The organism is Actinoplanes sp. NPDC023714 (assembly GCF_040639855.1).
Classification (GTDB): Bacteria; Actinomycetota; Actinomycetes; order Mycobacteriales; family Micromonosporaceae; genus Actinoplanes.
Genome location: NZ_JBFAAR010000004.1, coordinates 675,784 through 698,734 on the forward strand (window position 1 = coordinate 675,784; position 22,951 = coordinate 698,734).

17 protein-coding genes are annotated in these 22,951 nt (G+C 70.5%); 7 read left to right on the top strand and 10 right to left on the bottom strand.

Annotation, left to right across the window (positions count from 1 at the left end; translation table 11 throughout):
* Nucleotides 1–49: 49 nt before the first annotated feature.
* The 5 genes from AB0G10_RS22355 to AB0G10_RS22375 all read right to left on the bottom strand — a co-directional run bounded on the left by AB0G10_RS22355 (nt 50) and on the right by AB0G10_RS22375 (nt 6,129).
* Nucleotides 50–478, bottom strand: coding sequence for a hypothetical protein (locus AB0G10_RS22355; RefSeq protein WP_360924698.1), 429 nt, complete (start codon nt 476–478; stop codon nt 50–52).
* Nucleotides 475–1,635, bottom strand: coding sequence for an alpha-amylase family protein (locus AB0G10_RS22360; protein WP_360924700.1), 1,161 nt, complete (start codon nt 1,633–1,635; stop codon nt 475–477). Before AB0G10_RS22360 ends, AB0G10_RS22355 begins: the two co-directional genes overlap by 4 nt.
* A 10-nt stretch (nt 1,636–1,645) precedes the next feature.
* Complete coding sequence (locus AB0G10_RS22365; protein ID WP_360924702.1) at nt 1,646–4,240, bottom strand: LuxR C-terminal-related transcriptional regulator; 2,595 nt, start codon at nt 4,238–4,240, stop codon at nt 1,646–1,648.
* Nucleotides 4,241–4,320: 80 nt separating this feature from the next.
* Nucleotides 4,321–5,286: a helix-turn-helix domain-containing protein gene (locus AB0G10_RS22370; protein WP_360924704.1), complete on the bottom strand. Its 966-nt coding sequence runs from the start codon at nt 5,284–5,286 to the stop codon at nt 4,321–4,323.
* 33 nt (nt 5,287–5,319) lie between these two features.
* Nucleotides 5,320–6,129, bottom strand: coding sequence for a glycosyltransferase (locus AB0G10_RS22375; RefSeq protein WP_360924706.1), 810 nt, complete (start codon nt 6,127–6,129; stop codon nt 5,320–5,322).
* Nucleotides 6,130–6,386: 257 nt separating this feature from the next.
* Here AB0G10_RS22375 and AB0G10_RS22380 point away from each other — a divergent pair, with 257 nt between their 5' ends.
* Nucleotides 6,387–7,307, top strand: coding sequence for a hypothetical protein (locus AB0G10_RS22380; RefSeq protein ID WP_360924709.1), 921 nt, complete (start codon nt 6,387–6,389; stop codon nt 7,305–7,307).
* A 6-nt stretch (nt 7,308–7,313) separates the two neighbouring features.
* Here AB0G10_RS22380 and AB0G10_RS22385 read toward each other — a convergent pair whose 3' ends face one another.
* From AB0G10_RS22385 to AB0G10_RS22405, 5 genes are all read right to left on the bottom strand, one after another.
* The gene (locus AB0G10_RS22385; RefSeq protein WP_360924711.1) at nt 7,314–7,709 is read right to left on the bottom strand and encodes a hypothetical protein; all 396 of its coding nucleotides are present in this window, start codon (nt 7,707–7,709) and stop codon (nt 7,314–7,316) included.
* Nucleotides 7,710–7,828: 119 nt separating this feature from the next.
* A complete protein-coding gene (locus AB0G10_RS22390; protein ID WP_360924714.1) occupies nt 7,829–10,819 on the bottom strand; it encodes an NACHT domain-containing protein in 2,991 nt (996 codons plus the stop codon).
* A gap of 76 nt (nt 10,820–10,895) precedes the next feature.
* Nucleotides 10,896–15,968, bottom strand: coding sequence for a diguanylate cyclase (locus AB0G10_RS22395; protein WP_360924717.1), 5,073 nt, complete (start codon nt 15,966–15,968; stop codon nt 10,896–10,898).
* Nucleotides 15,969–16,032: 64 nt separating this feature from the next.
* Nucleotides 16,033–16,749: an MBL fold metallo-hydrolase gene (locus AB0G10_RS22400; RefSeq protein WP_360924720.1), complete on the bottom strand. Its 717-nt coding sequence runs from the start codon at nt 16,747–16,749 to the stop codon at nt 16,033–16,035.
* Nucleotides 16,750–16,766: 17 nt separating this feature from the next.
* A complete protein-coding gene (locus AB0G10_RS22405; RefSeq protein WP_360924723.1) occupies nt 16,767–17,363 on the bottom strand; it encodes a TetR family transcriptional regulator C-terminal domain-containing protein in 597 nt (198 codons plus the stop codon).
* 117 nt (nt 17,364–17,480) lie between these two features.
* Here AB0G10_RS22405 and AB0G10_RS22410 point away from each other — a divergent pair, with 117 nt between their 5' ends.
* From AB0G10_RS22410 to AB0G10_RS22435, 6 genes are all read left to right on the top strand, one after another.
* Nucleotides 17,481–18,308 carry a hypothetical protein gene (locus AB0G10_RS22410; RefSeq protein WP_360924726.1) on the top strand — a complete coding sequence of 276 codons (828 nt, stop codon included), beginning with the start codon at nt 17,481–17,483 and terminating at the stop codon, nt 18,306–18,308.
* Nucleotides 18,309–18,380: 72 nt separating this feature from the next.
* Nucleotides 18,381–18,944 (top strand): hypothetical protein, encoded by a 564-nt coding sequence (locus AB0G10_RS22415; protein WP_360924729.1) that lies wholly within the window; start codon nt 18,381–18,383, stop codon nt 18,942–18,944.
* Between the two features lie 1,306 nt (nt 18,945–20,250).
* Entirely contained in the window at nt 20,251–20,931 is a 681-nt protein-coding gene (locus tag AB0G10_RS22420) for a hypothetical protein (protein ID WP_360924731.1), read from the top strand.
* Between the two features lie 124 nt (nt 20,932–21,055).
* Nucleotides 21,056–21,463: a replication initiator gene (locus AB0G10_RS22425; RefSeq protein ID WP_360924734.1), complete on the top strand. Its 408-nt coding sequence runs from the start codon at nt 21,056–21,058 to the stop codon at nt 21,461–21,463.
* 52 nt (nt 21,464–21,515) lie between these two features.
* The gene (locus tag AB0G10_RS22430) at nt 21,516–21,704 is read left to right on the top strand and encodes a helix-turn-helix domain-containing protein (RefSeq protein WP_360924737.1); all 189 of its coding nucleotides are present in this window, start codon (nt 21,516–21,518) and stop codon (nt 21,702–21,704) included.
* 2 nt (nt 21,705–21,706) lie between these two features.
* A complete protein-coding gene (locus tag AB0G10_RS22435) occupies nt 21,707–22,936 on the top strand; it encodes a site-specific integrase (protein WP_360924740.1) in 1,230 nt (409 codons plus the stop codon).
* The last annotated feature ends 15 nt before the right edge of the window (nt 22,937–22,951 follow it).

Sequence of the window (22,951 nt, forward strand, 5' to 3'; positions counted from 1 at the left end):
CGGCCTCGCGAAGGTCGTGTTCCTCCGACGCGGCGGTCGGCCGGTTCGATCAGCGCTTCCTCCGGTGGATGGCGATCAGCACCAGGCCGGCGAGGAGCAGCATGACGACGCCGACCGGGATGACGAAGAACGTCACGAGGCCGGCGCCGATGTTGGCGCCGATCGTGCCGGCCGTGAAGATCCGGTGGCAGGCGCCGGCGATCGCGGCGGCGAGTGACAGCGGCAGCAGGAGCAGCAGCCAGAGCGGGTCGGCCCGGCGCCGGACCACCGCGGCGATCATCACGGCCACCGCGGCGATCAGGAGGACGGTCGCCGCGATGCCGATGAGCCGTTCCTGGCCGGTGGAGAGCGGCAGCGGGCGGAGCGCGTAGTCGAGGGGGACGCCCAGCGAGGCGGCCTCGGGGTCGGTCTGGTCGCCGACGATCCACCAGGTGACGGTCGTGGCGGCGAGCGCGAAGAGGAGAACCGCGTAGATCACTCGACGATCATCCAGTCGTGCGGCTTCACCGCATATTGCCCGAAATTTCGCGGCTTGTCGTCCAGATTGAGCAGGGCGACGAGGCGATTGACCCCATCCGTCGACGTCAGGCGCATCGACGTGTTCGTCAACTCCGTCACCTCGGTCCGCGCCCGCACGAGCCACGGATGCCGCCGCCGGATCCCGATGAGCCGCTGATGCAGTTCGAAGACCGGCCGCCCGAGACGTGACAATAAATCCGGACTTGCCGGAAATGCCGGCCGAATCGCGTCATCCCCTCCCGCCCGCTCCTCCTTGACCCCGCGGAACGCCTGCTCATCCCCGTAGTAGATGCTCGGCACCCCACCGATCATGAAGAGCACCACGAGCGCATGCGCGAGATGCCGCTCATCGACGAGCCTGCTGGCGATCCGGGTGACGTCGTGGTTCCCGACGAACGTCATCGGCGTCCCGGCCGCCACCACGTCCTGATGCCGCTCGATCGCCCAGGCCAGCTCGAACAGATTCCGGTCGTTGAGGCTGCTCCAGATCGCCTTCCAGACCTCGTACTGGGTGATCCCGTCGAGGGTGCTCTCCCGCAGATACGCCGGGTAATCGCCGTGGATCACCTCACCCACGAACCATGCCTCTGGATGCGCTTTGCGCACCGGCGCCAGCACATCACGCCAGAACCGCGGGGGTACGGCGTAAGCCGCGTCCAGCCGCCACCCGGAGGCGCCCCGGTCCAGCCAGTGGTTCATCACCCGGGTCACGTGGCCGGCGACCTCGGGCTGGTCGTGATCGAGTTCGAGGAGGGAGCCGTGACCTTCGAAGGCCGTACCCTTGAGCCAGTGCGCGGGCGCGCCGAAGCCCCGCCCGACGTGGTTGAAGACGCCGTCGAGCAGGACGTGGATGCCGCGCTCGCGGGCCGCCGCGACCAGCTTGTCGAAGTCCGCGTCGTCGCCGAGGCGCGGGTCGACGCGGAAGTGGTCGACGGTGTCGTACCCGTGGGTCTCGGACGCGAAGATCGGCCCGAGCTGCAGGCCGTTGGCGCCGAGCTCGAGCAGGTAATCGAGCCAGTCGACGATTTTCGGCAGCCGGTGCCCGGGTTGCCCGTCCAGCGCCCCGGTGAAGCCGAGCGGGTACACGTGCCACCAGATGGCGTGGTCGATCCACATCCTCGGAAGACTACTGACTGTCCGGCCGGAGTGCCGGTTGCAACCGGCGGCGGGAGGTCACGTCCAGCTTCCGGAAGATCTTGCGAAGGTGGTGGTCGACCGTGTTCGCGCTGAGGAAGAGCTGCGCCGCGATCTCGGTGTTGGTGGCGCCGGCGGCGGCCAGGTCGGCGATCGCCCGCTCCTGCGCGGTGAGCGGGCTCGTCGCCGGCGTCGTCTCGGCCGCCGCCAGCTCGCGCGCCGCCCGACCGGCGAATCCGGCGGCGCCCATCGCCTCGTACATCTCCCGCGCCGTAGCCAGCGCGGCCCGCGCATCCCGTCGGCGTCGCCGGCGGCGCAGCCACTCCCCGTACAGAAGATGCGCCCGCGCCAGGTCGGCACGCGCCGGCGTGGCCGCGAGAAGGCTCATCGCTTCGCGATAGAGGGGTTCGGCTTCGTCGTTCGCCGCGAGCAGAGCATGGGTACGGGCGAGCAGGCCCCGTGACCAGGTCGTGTCCGCGACACCGGCCGCGAACGCCTCCCCCGCGGCGACGGCCCGTACCCGGTCACCGCTGCGGACGGCGGCCTCGACCAGATCCGGCAGGACGTGCCGGTGCAGCCCGAGCTCGTCGTCGGCGGCCACCTCCCGCCCGATCGTGCAGGCCAGGCTGTAGTCACCGCGGCTCAGGGCGGCCCCGGCCAGCGCCGCGCGGATCAGCTGGACGGCATGCCCGGCCCCGAGCCGTTCCGCGGCCTCGAGCCAAGCACCGACGACGCCCGGATGGTCGGCCCCGCGCCAGGCCAGCAGCGCCGGGTGGGGCCGGTCGCCTACTTCACTGAGCAGCTCGGCGGCCCGGGCCGTCTCGCCGAGCCGGATCTCCAGGACGGCGGCCCCGGTCAGCGCGATCCGCCGATGCCATTCCGCGCCGCTCCGCCGGCTCGCCGCGATCGCCCGCTGCCAGAACGCCCGCTGGACGACGGCGTCCCACAGCAGGTCCACCGCGATCCCCACCCCGGACTGCCGCCGCAGAACCACCTCGTCCGGCGCCTCCCGAAGCCCTTCGACAAGCCGCCGAATCCCGTCGCGTCGCCCGTCCGCACCCGCCTCACCGAGCCGCCCGCCACCGCCGCGTCGCCCATCCGCGTTCGCCTCAACGCTTCCCGGCTCCATGGCCGCCACGACCATCGGGAGCACGTCGTCGCAGCCCAGCTCCCGGGCCGCGCGGGCGATCTCGGCGGCGCTCGTGTCCCGGACCAGGTGACCGGCCCGGAGCAGGTGATCGGCCGCGTCCCGCACGGCTTCGCGGGCCGCGTCCGGCTCGGTCGCCCCGGAGGAGGGCACGGCTTCGCGGGCCGCGTCCGGCTCGGTCGGCCCGGAGGCGCGGGCGGCGTAGAGGCAGAGCGCGGCGCCCTGGGCGTACGCATGCTCGTCCTCGGTCATCACGAGAGCGTTCGCTCGTACGATCAGCGCCCTCGAACCCACCGCGACCATGCTCACCAGCCGCAGCGCCTGCTGCGGCGCCCCCGCCGTCAGCGCGGCCTCGGCCGCGGCCAGCAGGTGACGTTCCCGGTCGGCGCTGCCGGGACTCATCTCGGCGGCCCGCAGCAGGAAGGTGACGCGTGCGGCCGGCCCGTTCCGCAGGCCCGCCCGGCCGGCGGCGTCCGCCAGGTCGGATGCGATGCCGGCGTCGGGGGCGACGCTCGCGGCGGCGCGGTGCCAGGCCCGCAGGTCACCCGTGGTCGTGGCGGCCAGGGTCGCGTGCGCCGCCCTACGCTCCACCGCGGTGGCCGCGCTGTAGACGGCCGCCCGCCGCAGCGGATGCCCGTCGGCGTGCGGATGCGCGGCGGCCAGCAGCATGCCGGGGCCGAGGCGGGCCTGCGGGTGCGCGGCGGCCGCAAGCACGCCGAAGCCGGGGCGGGCCTGCGGGTGCGCGGCGGCCGCAAGCACGCCGAAGCCGGGGCGGGTGTAGGCCTCGATCAGGCGGTCGCCCACCGGCAGCGGGTCGGGCAGGGAGCGGGTGCCGAGCAGGTGTGCCGGTGTCAGTTCGCGGGTCAGGTCGAGCAGTGCCTGCGGGTTACCACCGGTCGCCCGGACCAGGTGGGCGGCGATCTGCGGGTCGACGTCGACCACCTCGCGGAGCAGGCCGGCGCCGGCCGAGGAGGACAGGCCGCCGAGGTCCAGTGAGGGCAGGCCTTCGGGCGCCTCCCGACCGGAGACGATCAGCCCGGTCCGCTGTGCGAGGAGGACGGCCAGGGATTCGTGATCGATCCACTGGGCGTCGTCCACCCAGCACAGCAGCGGGCGGTTCGCGGCGAGCAGTGCGGTCACGGCCCGGCCGGTCGTGCGGGTGTCCGGGAGTGGCCCGTCGATCCGCCGGAGCATTTCCGACATTTCGGATTTGAGCGGAATCAGCAGGCGATGGAGCGCCGCATAGGGGAATCGTGCCTCCTCCTCGACCCCGGCCACCCGCAGCACCCGGAGATCGTCGGGCATGACGGCTTCGAGCAGGGCGGTCTTGCCGATGCCCGCCTCGCCCCGCACCACCAACGCCGCGCCGGATCCGCGCCGCACCGCCTCGACGAGCCCCCGAAGCGCCGCGATCTCCCCGGCTCTGCCCCAGAGCCCCATGACTGCCCGGAAACTATCGGCGCGGCGGCCGTGGTCACCGTGCTGTCAGTGCACCGTCGTCGGCCCACAGTGCACTGTTGCTACGGCAGGGTCCGGGCCTCGGCCGAGGACGTGCGCAGCTGACTCGGGGTCATGCCGTACCGTGCCCGGAACCTCCGGGTGAAATGGGTCGGGTCGCGGAAACCCCAGGCCCGGGCCACCGCGGCGATCGGGCGGCCGGCGCTGCCCGGGCTCATCAGGTCGTGGCGGGCGCCCTGCAGCCGTTCGCTGATGATCCACTGTTCGAGGCTGAGATCCGCCTCGGCGCAGATCTTGTAGAGGTGCCGCAGCGAGACGTTGCAGGCCGCCGCTATCCGGGCCGGGGAGAGATCGGGGTCGGCGAGGTTCTGGCGTACGCATGTCCGGATCCTGGTCAGCAGCGTCTCGGCCATGGCCTCGCGGGTGTGCCGGCCGGTGCGGGCCGCCGACGCGAGCAGGGCGCGGCAGAGGTCGATGCTGGCGGCCGCCACCGCCGCCGCCGACTGATCGCCGGTGATCCGGTCGGGGTCCCGGGAGAGCTCGGCGATGTGGCTGGTCACCATCCGGTGGAGCGGGCTCGATCGCAGCCCTCCGAGCGCCGAGCGGATCACGTCGATCGGGAGATTCAAACGATCGAGAGGGATCTGTACGCAACCAGCGGCCCCGTTCCCGGACCACGAGTAGTCGTAGGCCGCCGACAGGTCGACGCCGAGGAGCTCGCCGGGCGCGCAGGTCCGGGAACCGTTCTGGGTGAGCCGTCCGGTCGCCCGCTGCTGCACCGACAGCGCGATCACCGGCATGGCGTCCTGCCGGGCCAGCTTCGCGGTCCGGAGCAGCCGGATCCCGGACGACCGGTGGGTGAAGACGGTGGCGTCGCCGAGATCCCAGAGGCCCATCCGGGCGTGGACCGGCGCCTCCGGGTCCTCGTGGATGACGTGACAGGGGGCGGAGGCGTACATCATCGCGGTGTGCACGGCTTCCACCCGGTCGCCGGCGGGCAGGGCCGCGGTGTCGAGAACGTACGCCATGCCGATGACGGTAGGAGAAGGCGAGACGGAAACCTAGACGGCGGCGGGGACGCGGGTGGCGAGTGGCGCCGCGAGGGCCGCCGCGTAGTGGGCGATCAACTCGTCGCCGATGACCTGCCAGCTGCGGCCGTGGACCGCGTCCCGGCCGGCCGCGCCCATCGAGCGCCGCAACCCCTCGTCGCCGGCGAGCTCCCGGATCGCCTCGGTGAAGCCCGACCCGGCGTGCGGGGGCACGAGATAGCCGGTGAGGCCGTGCCCCACGAGGTCGAGCGGTCCACCGGCGGCCGGGGCCACGACCGGCAGCCCGCTCGCCATCGCCTCCTGCACCGCCTGCCCGAACGTCTCATAGGGACCGGTGTGCGCGAACACGTCGAGGCTCGCGTAGATCCGCGCCAGCTGGGAGCCGTGCCGCGCGCCCAGGAAGACGGCGTCCGGCAGGGCGCGGCGCAGCGAGGCCGCGTGCGGGCCGTCGCCGACCACGACGACGCGCACACCCGGCAGGCGGGACGCGCCGGCCAGCAGGTCCACCTCCTTCTCGGCGGCGAGCCGGCCGACGAAACCGACGAGCACCTCGCCGCGCGGGGCGAGCGCCCGGCGGATCGCCGCGTGCAGCGCCGGGGCCGGCAGCCCGAGCCGGAGCTGCGGATAGCCGGGCATCGGGAGGGACCGCACCCGCGCCACCGGGTAGGAGAGGTCGCCCGGCGACCAGGAGACGGAGGAGTCCGGGGCCACGACCATCGGCTCGTGACCGGACCGGACCAGGTGCTCGGCCATCCGCACGACCGAGTTGGCGACACCGTTGACGTCGGGAAGGAACGACTCTGTAGCGAGCACGACGCGCATGCTCACAGCGAAGATTCAGCCGCGATCGGCCGGGCAACGCTCTCATGGCCACGAGCGGAACGCCCGATCAAATGTGCATCAGGTCACCCGTCCCGCCCGCCGGACCGGACTCCGCGCCCCGGCGGGCGGCCCCGCGAGGGCCGGGCTAAGCTCCGTCGAACTTTGATCATGGAGTCCTCGTGTCGCAACCCCCTCTTGAACCATCCCCTGAGCAGCACGGCACTCCACCGGCGAAGCGGTCCCGCACGGCGAAGAACGTGGCGATGGTCGTGACGGCCGCCGTCGTGGCCGGCCTCGTCGGCGTCGTGGGATTTCTCCTTGTAAGCGGAACCGACCCGGTTGAGACGGTCGTGGGGGAGGACGCCGCCGACCGGCCGGTGCCGATGGTCGCCATCGTCGAGCCGCCGACGCTCGGTGGGCGCGCTCCGCTGACCGATGACCGGTTCACCGCGGCGGCCGCTGTCATGGAGGAGGGGCTCGCCGCCTACGAGGACGCCACGAACGCGTTCAGCGCCTTCTACGGGAAGCCGGAGAGCCGGGACGTCGTCGTGGTCTCTGCCGTGGCGCGTCCCGTCGCCTCGGCGGACGCCGCGCTCTTCGGCGCGCTCCGAGGCCTCATCAAGGGCGGGCTGGCCGTGGAGGGCATCGCGCCGGTCGACCCCGGCCCGCTGGGTGGCGCGGCGAAGTGCGGTGACGCGGTCGACGCCGACGGTGTCGGCATCGCCGTCTGCGGCTGGGCCGACGAGGGCAGCCTCGGCGTGCTGATGTGGTACTTCTCCACCGCCGACCGGGCGACCACCGAGTTCGTCGAGCTGCGCGGGAAGATCGAGACGAGGACCGGCCCGGCGCCGGTCGCCGCGGCCCCGTCGTCCGGCGACGAGGCGATCTGCGCCTCGTTCAAGGAGGTCCAGGAGGCCCACCTGAAGCGGGTGCTGGACTCCACACTCGAGCAGGGCGCCCGGCTGGACCCCGCCGCGTCCCGGGTGGTGATGGTCACCTTCGCGGAGGAGCTGGCCGCCGTGGCCGCCGGTAGCAGCGGGCCGGTCGCCGACGCCATCTCCACGATGAGCAGCGAGGCCGAGAAGATCGCGGCCGACGAGGACCCGACCCGGGCCCTGCAGACGAACACCCGATACTTGCGGGCAGCCATGGAGGCCCAGTCCGCCTGCGGCCAGTAGCCGGAGTCACCAGGTACGCCAGGGTGAGGTCAGCTCGTCCGACCCGCGGCGTTTGAGGAGGGCGTGGACGTCGACGCCGGCGAGGGTCAGGACGCGCTGGATGAAGGCGATCAGCTCGTCCCGCTCGCCGCTCTCGATGAGGCCCTCCGGATGGTCGGCCTCGTTGAGGGCGAGGACCACGCGCTCCACCGCCTGCAGGACGGCGGCGTCCGAGGCAGGGTCGAGGGCGGCCACGTCCTGCTCGAAACGGGCCAGGGCGGCGTCCACCGCGGCGATGAATCGCGGCGGCCAGAACTGGATCGCCGCCGCCTCGATCTCGGGCACCCGGCCGGCCGCCACGTCCGCCCGCTCGCTCTCGACGATGTGACGCCAGCGCTCACTCGGTCTCTGGATCGATACCACGCTGCCATGATCGCAAGAAACCGGCACGATGACGGCATGATCGGACGCCGGCACGGCCCGGTCCTCCGCCGGCACGCAACAGCCTCTCGACGAGGGTTCCTCCGGCCGGACTGTGACGGTCAGGTCTGGATCGCCAGCCGTTCCTCCAGGAGCCGGGTGATGTCGTCGATCGCCTTGTCGTCGACCGAGTCCAGATAGCGATAGTCGGGGGAGCCCGTTTCGCTGACCGCGAGAACACAGAATTCGCTGAGCACGGCGAGCGCCGGAACGGTGAGTTCGTACCCGTTCCTGCGGATCCGGGTGATGAGCTCGCGCAGACCCAGATCGGTCCGCAACTCGCTCAGGACGACGCGGAGTTGTGCGGGGTCCGATCCCGAAGAGCCATCGAACCCGTCGACGATCGAGCGGTCGTGCCGGTGGAAGTTCCAGAATCGCCGCAGGTAGTGCGACCAGATACGGGTGTAGAGCAGATAGCCGACGACAACACCCATGCCGAGGATCGTGAAGTCGAACAGCATGTCGGTGAACCTGTTGTCGACGGCCTCGCCGATGTCGTCGTTCCACGTCCACACCAGGGCTATGAACACGGCGTAGACGGCCAACCCGACGAGGTATGCGGAACTCCACCACTGCCGGATGAACCCGGCGAGGACCAGGAACGGAATCGCAGGCCAGCGTAGCGGGCGGACGGACCGGCCGTCGGACACCGAGAAGACGGCGCAGAGGGGCCACGCCGCCAGATAGAGGAACAGGCCGGCGGCGAGCCACCGGACGCTGATCCGGTCCGGACGAGCCGCGATCACGATGACGGGCAGCATGCAGCTGAAGGCGCGTAAGCCGAGCATGAGCCAGAGATCGTTCGCGTGAGCTCGTTCCGGCGGGGCGCCGAGGATCTTCGCGATCGACAGGTAGGGAACCGTCGCCGCGATCCTGGCATTGCGGCAGAACTGCTGGAAGGACACGACGAAACCGATCATCGAGAAGATCGCCATGCCCAGCATGACCCGGGAGAACGCGTAGTCCTCGGAGATCAGCGTGAGAATCACGATCGCTGTCATGGCGACCTCGACGTTGCGCGCGGCATGGAGGGCATGGATCGCGTCGATGTACTGCTGCGGCTCCCGCAAGCGCCGGATGAACGCCTTGACGGAGATGGCGTCGCGGCGCAACTCACCGGTGACGAATCGGCCGACCAGAACCTTCCGGATGTGGACGGCGATCGAGTTGGGAAGATCGTGAACCCGGCCGGCCTGCTCGAACGCGCACTGCTGCAACAGCAGGCTCCGGGACTCGGCGGCGTGGATCAGCAGTTCGTCCCGCACCGCGTCGGGCGCCAGCGTCGCGGACTCGACGGCCCACTTCTGGTCCAGGCGACGTGCCGTGGCGATCGCGTTCCCCAGCAGGGCGGCGATCTTCGCCTCTCCGCCGGGGGAGAGACTCCGGTGGTCGCCGCCGCCGATGCGCCCGGCCATCAGCAGTCCCATCAGATGCAGGCTGTGGGGCGGCCAGCTGAAAGGCTCTTCCGGCGTTGCTTCGATCGACGCGGTCAGGATACGTTCCGCTGCATTGATCAGCTGGGATACGGCATCGGAATCCTGTGTCTGGAGCAGCGCCACCGCGGTCTCCCGCCACTTGCCGTCCAGTAGCAGGGCGTCCACGCTCACCCGGTCCGGTTCGCGCAGCACCACGCAGGTCGCGAAGTACTCCTGAAAGCGCCGGTGCGAGAAGGTGAACTTTCCTTCCTGGTTGGCCTCGGACTCCGGGATGTTCGCGAGACGGACGAACTCCAAGGCGGCGAGGTGCACCTCCAACCGCGGTCTGTCCCCGAAAGTCGACTCCACGGCCACCTTCATCGATGACCTCGCGGGGCTCAGACCGAGGGCGGGGATGCTGGCGATGCAGAAAGCGACCTCTTCGGCGGCTGTACGCAGTTCGACGGCGTCGAGGTCGAACCGTTTCGCGAGCCGGGATGCGTCACGCTTCAGGCGACTCTCCACGTAGTCCTCGAAGACCATGTGGGAGACCTCGGGAAAACCCCCGTGGTTCTTCACGTAAAGGCACAGCAGGCCCAGGAGCATGGGATTGTCGGAGAACTCACGCAGCGCCGAGTCGGCGGCCGCGAGGCCACCCATCACCTGCTCCTCCTGCTGGACGTTCAGCAGGGAACGGCGCACCAGATTCAGTTTCTGGCGGTTGGACAGGCGCAGGATGGTGAACCGCGGCCAGCCGTACCGGCGCGGGCCCCGGAATTCCCGGGAGGCGACAACGCCCCGGCTGGTGTTGGCGGAGTGCAGAAAGTCGTAGAGGGCGTCGGCGTACAACTCGACCGAGCCGTCGTTGCTGGTGGAGCTGAGCACCTCGGGAATCTCGTCGAATGAGTCGAAGAGGAAGAACCAGGTGCCCTCGCGCATTCCGGTGTCGAACCCGGAGTCGAGGAATTCGGCGATGTCGCGGCTGTTCGCCTTGTTCAGCGAGGCGAGCACGAATTCCCGTACGTGCGCTGCGGTGACAGGCTGCTCGGCCGGCACGAACTCCTTGAGATTGATGTAGATGGGGATCCGGCTGTCCAGACGTTTGTCGCGCATCGCCCGGCGTGCCATCTTCCCGGCCAGGTGCCGCAGCGCGACGCTCTTGCCGGAGCCGGGCTCACCCTGCAGCAGCACCAGGCGTTCGGTACTACGTTCCAGGGCGTTGGAGAGCGACTTCACCCGGCGCGGGCCGTCAACCGGGCGGCGGAACAATCGGAGGAAGTGGCGCTGCTCGCCCTCCATCTCCACCTCCGCCTCGAGCTCGGCGAATCGGTCGTCCCGCCAGTCCTCCTTCTCGCTGATCCGGCGGAGCCGGCTGTCGATGTGGTCGGCGAAGAGCTGTCGCCTGCGGACGGCCCGCTTGTGTTCGCGAAGCCGCATGCCGAGGCGGCCCAGAACACCCCGGCCCGAGCGAAACATCTCCCACAGTGGTTTCAGCGCCGTGTAGAGCGCGCCCACCGCGATCAGGATCACGACGGCCGAGATCACCCATCCGGGCACTCCGAGATCCCGCAGGATCTGTGTGGGACCGCCGGACTGGCCCGGCGACGGCACGAGGGAGGGGCTGGAATCCGGTGTCACGATCGATTCCTCTCGGAGTCAATCAGAGGACCGGAATGTTACGGCCGAAATACCTGGATCGATATCGGCAATGCGGTCAGACGGACACGACCCGGTTCCGGCCGGTCTCCTTGGCCCGGTAGAGGGCGTGGTCGGCGCGGGCCAGCAGTTCGTCGAGGCTGGCGTCGCCCGGTTCGAGGCGGGCCAGGCCGATGCTGACGGTGACCACGACCGGGCCGGCCTGGGTCATCACCGGGGAGGCGGAGACCGCCTCGCGGATGCGCTCGGCGAGTTCGGCGGCCCGGCCCTCGTGGTCGGGGAGGACGACGGCGAACTCCTCGCCGCCGTACCGGCCCAGGACGTCCGAGGAGCGCAACCGCTCCCGGACGCGGCCGGCCACCGTGCGGATGACCTCGTCACCGACGCCATGACCGTACGTATCGTTGATGTTCTTGAATTTGTCGATGTCGAGCATGGCGGCGGCGAGCTGGCGTCCGTGCCGGGCGGCCGTGTTCACGAGGGCGCCGGCGATCGCGTAGAAGTGCCGGCGGTTGTGCTGGCCGGTCAGCTCGTCGGTGGTCGCGAGCTCCTGGACGCGGCTGAAGAGGCGCGCGTTCTCGTAGGCCGACATGCCCTGCGTCGCGAGGGCGGCCGCGACCTGCCGGCTGGTGTCGTCCAGGTCGAAGCCGCCGAGCAGGATCAGCCCGGCCGGCGCCTCCCGGCCGTGCAGCGGCACGGCGAGGGCGATGGGCGCGCCACCGAGCAGCCCCTCGCGCATCGAGCCAATAGCGTCAAACAACGAAATATCGTAAATGTCCGGAATGGTCGCCACGGTGCCCACCGTGGAAGGCGACGACGAACCCGCCACCTCCAGGACGTCGTTCCCGGGGCCGAGAAGGCACCCCGCGGACGCCCCGAGCTGCGTGAACAGGATCGAGAACAGCTGCCGCAACAACCGGTCCGGCTCCAGGATCGTGGTCAGCTCGGCGAGGCTGGCCCGCAGCATCTCGGCGAGCTCCTGCTGCTGCCGCGCCGCCTGCACCGCCGAGTGCAGCTGCGCGGCCCGGGCCGTCTCCAGGGACACCGCGACATGGCTGGTCACGGCCGTCAGCACCGCCACGTCGTCGTCGGTGAAGATGCCCCGGGCCAGCCGGCTGTCCAGGTAGACGACCGCGATGAGCCGGCCCTTGAACTGCACGGGCGCGACCAGGATGCTCCGGAGCCCGTGCACCACGGCACTGCGCGAACCCAGCGCGGCGCCCTCCTCGGTCCCCGTCACGACAAGGGGCTCCCCGGTGTCGGCGACCCTGCGCACGAGCGTGGCGCCGTACGCGATGTCCTCGGCCAGCTCCCCGGAGGCGTCCCGGCCGGCGTAACGGACCGGCTCGCCCGACTCGTCGATGAGGAAGAACAGCGCCCGCTCGGCGCCGAGGATCCGCAGCATCTCGTCGAGCGCGACCTGGGCGAGCTGCCGGGGGTCGAGGATGGTCGCGGCGGCCGCGCCGATCTGCTGGAGCGCGTCGAGGTGCCGGTTGCGGCCGCTGGGGCGGCGCTCCGCGACGGTACGCCGGTGCGTGCCGGCCCCCTCCTCGACGCCGAACTCGGTGCGGGTCTGGCGGCGGCGCTGCTCCCAGCCGTGGTGCCCGGCCACCGCGAGGGCGTAGCGGGCCTGCCGGTCGGCCTCGTTCGCCATGCCGAGGGCGCGCATGGCCCGGGCCCGGATGCGGAAGACCTCGTACTGGATGAACGGCGCGTCCAGGCCGCGCAGCTTCTGCTCGGCCTCGTCGGCGACCTTCAGGCAGCGCTCGTGCTCGCCCGCGACGTAGTGCAGCGACGCCCGGGTGGTCAGGTGCACGGCCTTCAGCAGCGGCGTCCCGCCGATCTCGCCGAGGTCGGCGACCGCCTTCCGGGCCGCCTCGAGGCGCGGGCCCCGCTCCTCGTCGGGCGCGTAGCGGAACTGGATGAGCCGGGCGTGCGCCTGGTAGACGTACACCCACCGGTGCTGCGGCATCAGCTCGGAGGGCTTGAGCCCGAGCGAGTGGAACTCGGCGAGCACCCCCTCCAGCTGCTCGCCGACCTCGCCCTGTTCGAGCAGGAAGCAGCAGGCGGCGGTGAGCATGTTGGCGCGCTGCACGCGGGTGCCGGCCCCGTCCGGGAACGCCTCGCGCAGCCGCTTGAGCGCCGCGCCGGCCTCGCCGAACCGGCTCTGCCCGGACGGGATCATCACGCTGAGCATGCCGAGCGAGGTGCCGAGGGCCTGGTCGGAGTCGCCGAGGTGGCGGACGGCGCGGTCGTACTCCCGCTCGGCCTCGATGGTGTAGCCGCGCAGCAGCAGCCGCAGGCCGACGGTCGCGTAGCCGGGGATCATCTGGGCCGGCGAGTACCAGCGGGAGTGCTTGGCGATCACCTTCTCCCAGGCGGTGCCGTCGTCGTAGCCGCCGAACAGCAGGGCGCAGCCGCGCAGCCATTCGACGTAGGCGACCAGCGCCGGGTCGTTGAGCTCGGCGGCCACGCGGGCGGCCTGGCGGAGGCACCGCTCGCTCGTCCCGCGCAGATGGATCACGGCGGTGACGTAGCCGATCAGGGCGTACACGCGGACGTACTCGGGGCAGGGTCCGAGCCGGTTCACCGCGTACATGGCCCGCAGCGCAAGCGTTCCCGCCTCGCGCAACCTCAAGCCGATGGCGGCGGCATAGCCGCCGGCGTCCAGGACCGCGGTGAGTGCGGCCAGGCTTTCCCGCCGCCGGCCCCGTGCGGTGCCATAACCCCATCGGGTACGCCGGACGACGCCGCCCCCGAAGGCCACGAGCAACGACGTCAGCAGCGCGAGCAGTCCCGCACCGGGCAGCGGCCGGCGCAGCTCGGCCAGGGCGGCGCGGGTCGCGTCGAGCGCCTTCTCGTCGTCCCAGAGCGTGTGGTGCAGCTCGATCCGGGTGGTGAGCAGCCGGGCACGCCGCAGGCGGTCGGGCTCGCCGGCCAGCGCCCGGTCGAGGGTGGCGGCGGCCTCCTCGTAGCGGCCGGCCCGCAGGTAGGCCTGGGCCAGCGGGTGGAGGAGCTCGGCAGCCTCCCCGGTGACCGCCTCCTCCAGGTAGTCGATCGCCTCGGCGGGCGCCTGGTCGGCGAGGGCGCGCAGGCCCGCGGCGGCGACGGCGCGCTGCCGGTCGGCGGCCGGGGCCAGGTCGCCGGCGCCGCGGTAGTGCCGGGCCACCGCGTAGACGAAGTCGCCGAGCCGGTCCAGCTCCGGGGCCAGGGCCGCGTGCCGCCGCTGCAGCTCACGGTCGTCGAGGCGGTCCAGGAGGACGTCGCGCAGCTGTGGGTGGACGAAGGCGTACCAGCCGCCGGGCCGCGGTTCGAGGACGTGCCGGTCGACGCCGGCGGTCAGCGAGCTCATGACCCGGTCCGGGTCGCCGATCTCCAGCAGCGGCTCGGGCCGGAACCGCACGCCCGCCACGGCGGCCGTGGTCAGGCAGTCGAGGACCTCGTCGGAGAGCGTGACCAGCCGGGCGGCGAGCAGGTCGCGGACGCCCTCGGTGGCCGGCAGCGCGTCGGCGCCGACCGTGTCGAGGCGCCAGACGCCCCAGAGCGGGCTGATCAGCCCGGCGTCGATGAGCCGCAGCAGGTGGCTCACCACGGCGAGCGGCGTGCCGTCGGTGCGCGCCACCACGTGCCGGACCAGCTCGTCGTCGACCCGCGCGCCGGGCAGCCGGGACGCGACCAGCTCGGCCACGTCCTTCCCGGCCAGCGGCGCGCAGGTCACCTCGAGGGCGCCGGCCGGCAGCGGGCCGGCCATCGTGAGCAGCAGCAGGACCGGCAGCGACGGCAGTTCCTCGGTCAGCTTCGCGATCAGCTGCCGAGTGCCGGAGTCCAGCTCGTCGGCGTCGTCGATGGCGATCAGCAGGCCGCCGGAGCGGGCGGCGAGTTCGCCCACGAACGTGACGGCCGCGGCGAGCACGTGCTCACCCTCGCCCGTGCCGGCCGTGTGCTCGCCCTCGCCCGCTTCGCCGAGGAACTGGGCGAGCAGCGCCGGACCGGCCGCGGCCGCCGCCTCGTCGGTCCTGGCCTGCAGGTCCGGGCTGCGGCGAGCCTCCTCGAGCCAGCCGCCGACCGCCTCCCGGGCCACCGCCAGCGGGGTCACCTCGTCCGGGCGGCAGGTGGCGCGCAGCACCGGGACACCGTCGGCGGCGGCCCAGCCGGCGACCTCGGCGGCCAGCCGGGTGCGGCCCGAACCGGAAGCGCCGCGGATCACCGCGATCCCGCCCTTGCCGTCCCGGGCCAGCTCCCAGCGGCGGCGCAGCTTCCCGGCCTCGGAGTCCCGGCCGATCAGCGGCCAGCCGCTCACGGCCGGCTGCCCGGCGGCCGCGCCGCCCGGGCAGTGGCGCAGGTCGGCGAGGAGCGCCGCGGCGTCCGGGTAGCGGTCGTCGGGGTCCTTCGCGAGCAGCCGCTCGACGACCCGGACCAGGGCCGGGTCGATGCCGGGGCGCAGCGCCGCGAGGTCCGGCACCGGCGCGGTCAGGTGCAGCCGGAGCAGCTCACCGACGTCGTCGGCCTCGAACGGCAGGCGCCCGGCCAGGCACTCGAAGAGCACGATGCCGAGCGAGTAGAGGTCGGAGCGGCCGTCGACCGGGCGCTTCAGCATGCCGGACTGCTCCGGCGCGGCGTACAGGAAGGTGCCGACGGCCTGGTCGTCGTCCGGGGCCGCGCGGTCCTTGCCGAGCTGGGCCAGCCCGAAGTCGATCAGCTTGGCCGGCCGGTCCCCGGAGACCATGATGTTGCCGGGCTTGATGTCGCGGTGCACCAGGCCGAGCCGGTGCGCGGCGGCCAGGCCCCGGGCGAGCTGGGCGGCGATCTCGACGACCCGCTCCGGGCCGGCCACGCCGCCGGCGATCAGGTCGGCCAGCGTGCCGCCGGGGATCTGCTCGAGCACCAGCGCCGGCACCCCGTCGAGGTCGCCGGAGGCGTGCACCCGGACCACGGCCGGGTCGTCGATGCAGGCCAGCAGGGCCGCCTCACGGTGGAAGACGGCCCGGATCTCCGGGTACGCGTCGGGCGCGGCGAGTGGCCGCTTCACCGCGTACCAATGATCGCCGCGCCGGGCCCGGTGCACCATGGTGAAGGCGCCCCGGCCGAGCTCCTCCCCGATGACCAGGTCGGTCAGGCCTATCTCCGTCACCTACACACTCACTCCGCATCCGGGGGTCGCCATGAAGATCGGCCGGAGACAGGCGAACCTGAACTCATAGCGACGCGGCAAGTTTCTGCAGCGCGTCGGACGCGCCGGTGGTGAGCGGTTCGCCGTGGCCCGGCAAAATCGCCTTGACGTCCAGGGCCGCCAGCTTCTTCACCGACGCCGCCGCCGCGACCATGTCGGCCGTGTACTGCGGGTTCGCGCCGGTCAGCTGACCCATGTTGTTGAGCGCGTCGCCGGCCACGAGTACCCCGGAATCCGGTTCGAACACCGAGATGTGCCCGGCGGTGTGCCCCGGTGTGCCGACGATGCGCAGGCCGAAGATCTCGTCGCCGTCGGCGAGGCCCTTCAGCGGTTTCGACGCGGTGATCGCCTCGACCTCGTCCGCGCCGGTGTAGATCGTGCCGTTGATCGCGGGCGCGACGCCGGCCAGGCCGCCCGCGTGGTCCTGGTGCTGGTGGGTGACGATCACGTGCTTCACGGCGTCCCAGCCGTGGCCCGCCGCCTTGAGGCCGGCCTCGATGCCGGCCGGGGCGCTGGAGGTGCCGGTGTCCACGACGGCGACCTCGTTCCCCCTGATCAGGAGGTAGACGGAGACGAAGTCGAGGTTGACGCGTTGCCAGTCACCCACGACGACGTTTCCGGCATTCACCGATTCTTCCGCCTGCGGCGTATCCGCTTCTTTCTCACTGCATCCGGTGAGGGTGTTGAGGACGGCGATCCCGAGCACGCCCGCCCCGCTGGTCACGATCAGTCTTCGCCTCATCGTTCATCCATACCCGTTCATGCGGCGCTGCGCCATGGCAGCAGGCAGAACTCGACCATCTTCAGCTGCCGGGACGGCTCGGCCAGCTCGGAGTCGGTGACGGCGTGCACCTGCTGGGCCACCGCGATCGTCAGCACCACGTTGATCACCTCGTCGACCGGCGTCTCCGGCACCATGGTCCCGTCCGCGATCGCCTCCTCGAGGTGCCGGCGCAGCATGTCCCGCCACTCCTCGACCACGTCGGTCTGCGTCTCGGCGATCCGCTTGTTCGCGGCGAGCCGGCCCCAGAAGCCCACCACGACGTACGCCTCGTCGACCGTCTTCTTCTCCAGCGGCAGGATCTCGCGCAGCATCACGTCGAACGCCTCGAGCCCGCGCAGCGACGCCGTGCCGGCGACGATCCGTTCCGTGGTGAGCTCGCTTATCCGCTGATAGGCCCCGGCCGCCACGGCGTCGAACCCGTCGAAGTAGTGCCACAATGCCCCGGTGCCGACCCCGAGCTCGGCCGCGACGGCCCGGCTCGTCGCGGCGGGCAGCCCGTCCCTGGCCACGACCGTCAGATAGGCCTCGACGATCTCACTGCGCCGCTGGTCGTGGTCGACGATTTTGGGCACTTCCCACCTCCGGAGCCGGATCGGCACGCCGGGAGAAGTGTTACGCACCCGACAGTGGTCGGGACAGACGGGGTTCGTCACGGAGAGGCATGCTCTCGATACCGGGGAGGAGAATCGATGGTGGTACGTGTCCCATCCGGCGAGGACCAGCGCCTCGCCGATCACGTGGTCCGGCTCGTGACCGACCTGACCGCGGCGGTGGCCCGCGACCGGGACCCTCTGACGGTGGCCTCCCGGCCCGCCCCGGACGGCTCGCACGTGCTAGTCCCGGCCCTCGACGACCTGCTGCACCGGGTCCGCGAGCTGTGGTGGCAGCGCCTCGAACCCGCCGACCGCCTCGCCGTCCAGGTGGCCGCCATGCACCGCGACCCCCGCCCCACCCCGCTCGGCGAGGTGGTCAAGGCCTGCCGCCTGGCCGCCGCCTGCGGCCACGAGCTGACGATCCCCGAGTTCACGTCGCTGACCTGCGGCTCGGTGAAGCCCGGCCCGCGCGCCACCTGGCAGGCCGAGGTCGGGACCCGCCCCTACGGCATCGGGCACATCGGCGAGTTCGGCAGCATCCGAGCCGCGAACGCCGCGGTCTGGGACACCATCGAAACCAACCGCGAACTCCTCCGCGACCGGTTACGCACATCCTCCCCGCTGCTCGCGGGCGTGGCCGCGCGAGGCTGGGAGGAGCCGGCCGTCAGTGTCTGGGCCACCGCCACCCAGCGAGACCACGACGACCCTTCCCTGGTCACCATGCATCAAATAGCCCGCCGAGCCGGAGTGACAGCCGCCGAGGCCGACCGCTGGCGCTCCCAGCACGCCGCCTTCCCCCAGCCGGAACCCGCCACCTCGGTCTGGTACTGGCCCCTGGTGGAACGCTGGCTGTCCGACAACAATCACCTCCCGGACCCCGTGCCGGACGACCGCCCCACCCTCCCGAGAGACCGGTCCTTCTGACGTCCGTCCCTTGCCGGGAGGAATTACCTTCGTGCATGCGCTTCCGGAACCGGGCTGAGGGTGGCGAGTGTCATGGACGACATCTGGGCGGCGATCGAAGCCGTCAGCACTGCGTGTGCTGCGGTGATCGTGCTCGCGGGACTGCTGTACGCGAGATCGCAGATCGGTGAGGCGAGAAGAACCCGGAACGCGAGTCTGCTGCTGGAATTCAAGGACGAATACCATTCCCCGGAGATGCGCGCGTTCAGGCGGCGCCTGCTGACCGGCGAGTTCGGGCCGCCGTCCCGGTTCGACCCCTCCCTTCTCGGCGAAGCCGACCGCTACGCGTTCTGGAGCCTGGTCGACGAACTGGAACTCCTCGGAGTGTTCGTCGAGAAGGGCCTGCTCGACTTCGATCTGGTGGTCGCGGCCTTCCGAAGCACTCCGCTGCGCGTCTGGTACTACATCCGCCCGTGGATCCTCGACGATCGAGAACAGCGGCCGCCGGGTTACGCCTTCCACTTCGAAAAACTCGCGATCCGGTACGAGAAGCAGTACGAGAACCGGTTCGGGGTCCCGCACGAGGCATACGAGCGAGTCATGCGACTGGAGCCCTCGCCCGGCGAGGCGGTCCAGCCCGGGGGCTCGATCTCCTGAGGGCAGCCCCTCTAGAGGTTGGTCGTGCTGAAGTGCATGTAGTCGTGCGCCTCTTGATCGCGTGGCTGATAAGGGTGCTGCACACCTGGGCTCACCTGCGATTTGAAACGTTAGTTCTAGTCGACTTTTGTCGATGCCGGTCATCGTTTGACGGCCCGACGACGGCCCCGACGGCCCAGAGACGGCCCAGATGGCTAGCCTGCCTCGGCGGCCGGCTCGACCTCTTCGGGATCTGTTTTGGCGCTCGCGGGGCCGGTGTAGCCCTGCGCAAGCAGGTGGCTGTCCAGAATCTCGTACATGAAGTGACCCTCACCAACCCAGAGGCGGCGCTCGCTTCCGTCGGCTCGCTTCATGACGAAGTGGATTCGGCCCGGCTGATTCTTGTGGCGCCAAGCCCGCAGAACGACTCGGTCTTTGATTACTGGCATCGTGATCTCCTCTCGGTTAGAGATCGACAGGGTGTCACCTGCTTAACCTGGACCGCTAGGGGCTGGAAGTTCAGTAGTTCATCTCGAACCAATCATGGGAGAGTGGCGACTTGCGCAAACGGCCTCGAAAGGCCCTTTGACGTGCGCCGGAACCTGTCATCGATATTCGTCGTTTTACAGTGGTTTCTGGGCTCGTTTGTGCCGTGGCTGTGCCCGATGATCTTTGCGATTGGCCGGGCCGCGATTGATGCAAGCCGGGGGTCCCTCCTGCCTTGGGTGGCATCCCGTCGCGCAGGCATCGCCCCGCCGGGCCGCGTCTGGCCGGTCCAGGTGGAGCGCCCCACCGGACGAACGACCTGGACCGGCCAGACGTGGTCTGGCTGCCTCCGGTGTGCGAGGGGATGTCGTCCGGGCCGGGCATCCCGGAGCCGCCCGGGTCCAGGGCTGGAAGCCCTGGCCGCCGGAGGCCTGATCCGGGTCGTAGGGCCGGGAGGCCCTACCCGCCGGAGGCAGATGGTTCGGGGCTTCGTGCCGGTCATCGCCCGGGTCGTGCGGGCCGCGGCGCTGAGATTCTCGAGCTCGGTCGATGATTATACGATGTGCAAATTTCCTACCGCATGCATTAATCTATGCGACCACTTGAGGAACTAGGTGAGGCGGGAGCGGTAGTGGCGGATCAGCGAGCTTTCCGGCGATTGGACGACCGGTTAGCAGGGCGCACTCCGGAGGAAACCCTCTTCGAAGGAGTGCCGGATTGGCTCAACCTCCCCATTCGCGATTGGCTATACGACCTATTTCAGGAGAATAGGTATTCCCCAGCGGACCGTGCGCTGGCTGAACGCGTCCTCCTCCGCCTACGGCTCCATGTTCCTAGTGGTGTGAACGCTTTTTCGAGAAATGCGAAACAGGGCGACTTGTTATTGATTGCAGACGCTGCGCTTCAGCTACATTACGCCTGGGACCTTGATTTCGATGCCGACCCAACTGCAGACTTAGATTGGGAAGCCTTCGATGAGCGACTCGACCGGTTGGAGAGTCTCCTGGCGAACGGTGGTTCTGCATATACCGTGAGCAGGGATAGCCGATGCTTGGTGTTGAGGGTCGACGAAACAGTTGAGGCTGCGGCGCGCCTTGCCATACATGTAGCGTCTGACGCCGCTGCTGACCACCTTCGACAAGCGTGGGCAGCGACGTACGGGATTTCGCCTGATCCTGATAAAGCGATGCACGAGGCGATTAGGGCAGTCGAGGACGTCGCATGCCCCCTCGTTCAAAATCGGCATGCCGGCAACAACCTTGCAACCCTGGGAACGGTCCTGGGTGAATTGCGGGGTAATGCGGCCCACCTCTGGGAACTGGTCTTGCCGGATAAGGAAGGGCAGCCGCGTACCGTTGAGAATCTAGTCGGCATGATGGAAACGCTCTGGCACGCGCAGGTATCTCGTCACGGAGGCGGCGCAAAGTCCCGCCGTCAAAGTCAGGCGGAGGCCGAGGCTGCCGTGCAACTTGCAGTGCTGATCGTTCACTGGCTCAAGACGGGCGTCCTACGTCGCAAATAGCTTGTGATTTGGCGTTGTCGATACCCCTGGGTGGCTCTAGCAAGCATCCAGGGGCATCAACGGTTCCAGCTGAACAAGCGCATGCGCGGCCGGGTCGCCGCCGTCGCCGAAGGCGTAAGGCGGCGTGCCCGGGCCGCGCCTTGAAGACGTAGAGAAAGTTCTCACCGAGACCGCACGCCGAGCCGCCGCCGCCGTCGACGACCGGCCCCCGGCAGCCCGCACTCGAGCCCGGCTGCGCCGATGGGCACACATGCTCGGCTTCGGCGGCCACTTCCTCACCAAATCCCGCCGCTACTCGATCACCTTCGGCCTGATCCGCGAGCAGCGACTCGTCTTCCGCCGCACCCAGAACACCGGACCGGAACAGGCCCAGACGAACGAGCAGCCGACCACGCTGGTCGTCAACTTCCTCCAATACGTCGGCGCAGGCTGGCACACCCCCGCTGACGCCATGCTCGCCAACACCTCCGCCGCAATGGCCCGTGAGCACCAGAACGCCGCCAGGCACCACCTGACCACCCTGGCCGCGTGAACGGCCGTCAACCGTCAAGGCCACCTTGACGCCGAATCGACGGAGAGGACCGATGGCAACACCTGGACAGGAACCCTGCTGGACGGTCACCGACGTGGCCGCCTACCTGCGCGTTCCGGTGGAGACGCTCTACACCTGGCGCAAACGCCGCTACGGCCCGCCCGCTGCCCGGGTCGGCCGGCATCTGCGCTACCGGCCGGATGAGGTCCGGTCCTGGCTCCGGCAGCAGGAGGCGGCGTAACGATGGGCCACGTAGAGGACCGCTGGTTCAAGGACGTGCCGGGGCCAGACGGCAAGCCCCGGCGGGTCAAGACCGGGCGACACGGGCAAGGCCTGCGCTACCGGGTCCGCTATATCGCCCCCGACGGCCGCGAACGCAGCAGATCCTTCCCGGACCGCGCCAAGCGCGACGCTGAAGGCTTCCTCGCCGGGATCGAGACGGACAAGCGCCGGGGTAGCTATGTCGATCCGAACGCGGGCCGGATGCCCTTCGACGCGTTCGCCGAGACGTGGCTGCGGACGCGCCGGTTCGACGAGTCCGCGCGGGGGCCGATCAAGGCCCGGGTGCGCAAGCACATCATCTCGTACTTCGGTAAGCGGCCGATCGCCGCCGTGCAGCCGAGCACGGTCCGGGACTGGGACGCCGGGCTGATCGAGAAGCGGCTCGCGGACAGCACCCGGGCGGTGCTGTTCGCTCATCTGAGCGGGATCATGACCGCTGCCGTGGATGACGGCCTGATCGCCAAGAATCCGTGCTCGGCCAAGTCGGTCACCGCACCAACTCCGACGCTGAAGCGGGTCGTGCCCTGGACGATCGACGCGGTCTCTGCCGTCCGGACCGGCCTACCGCCGCGCTATCAGGTGGCGGTCGACATCGGGGCCGGCTGCGGTGCCCGGCGCGGGGAGATCTTCGGCATCTCGCCGGAGGACTTCGACGACGGCTGGCTCACGATCCGCCGCCAGGTCAAGCGGGTCGGTGCCCGCTCAGTATTCGGTCTACCGAAGAACGACAGGGAACGGCAGGTACCGCTGCCCACCTCGGTCGGGCGGGCGGTCCAGGCGCACATCAAGGAGTACCCGCCGGTGCCGGTGACGCTGCCGTGGGAGGACCCGCGCCGCGATGAGCGGGTGACGGTGCCGCTCCTGCTCACCACGACCCGGGGCTTCGCCTTCAAACAGCAGGTGTTCACGGCCGTGGCCTGGCACCGCGCCCTCGACAACGCGGGGATCGAGCGCACCCGGGTGAACGGCATGCATGCGCTCCGGCATTTCTACGCCTCAGCACTGCTCGACGCGGGCGAGAGCATCAAGGCCATCGCCGAGTGGCTCGGCCATGCCGACCCGGCGTTCACGCTGCGGGTCTACGCCCACCTGATGCCGGACAGCCCCGGTCGCGCCCGCAAGGCCCTCGACGCGTTGTTCGACGGCCCGGCGGGCTTCCACGGCCCAGCCACGGCCCAGGTGGGGGAGTGATCTACATATGACCAG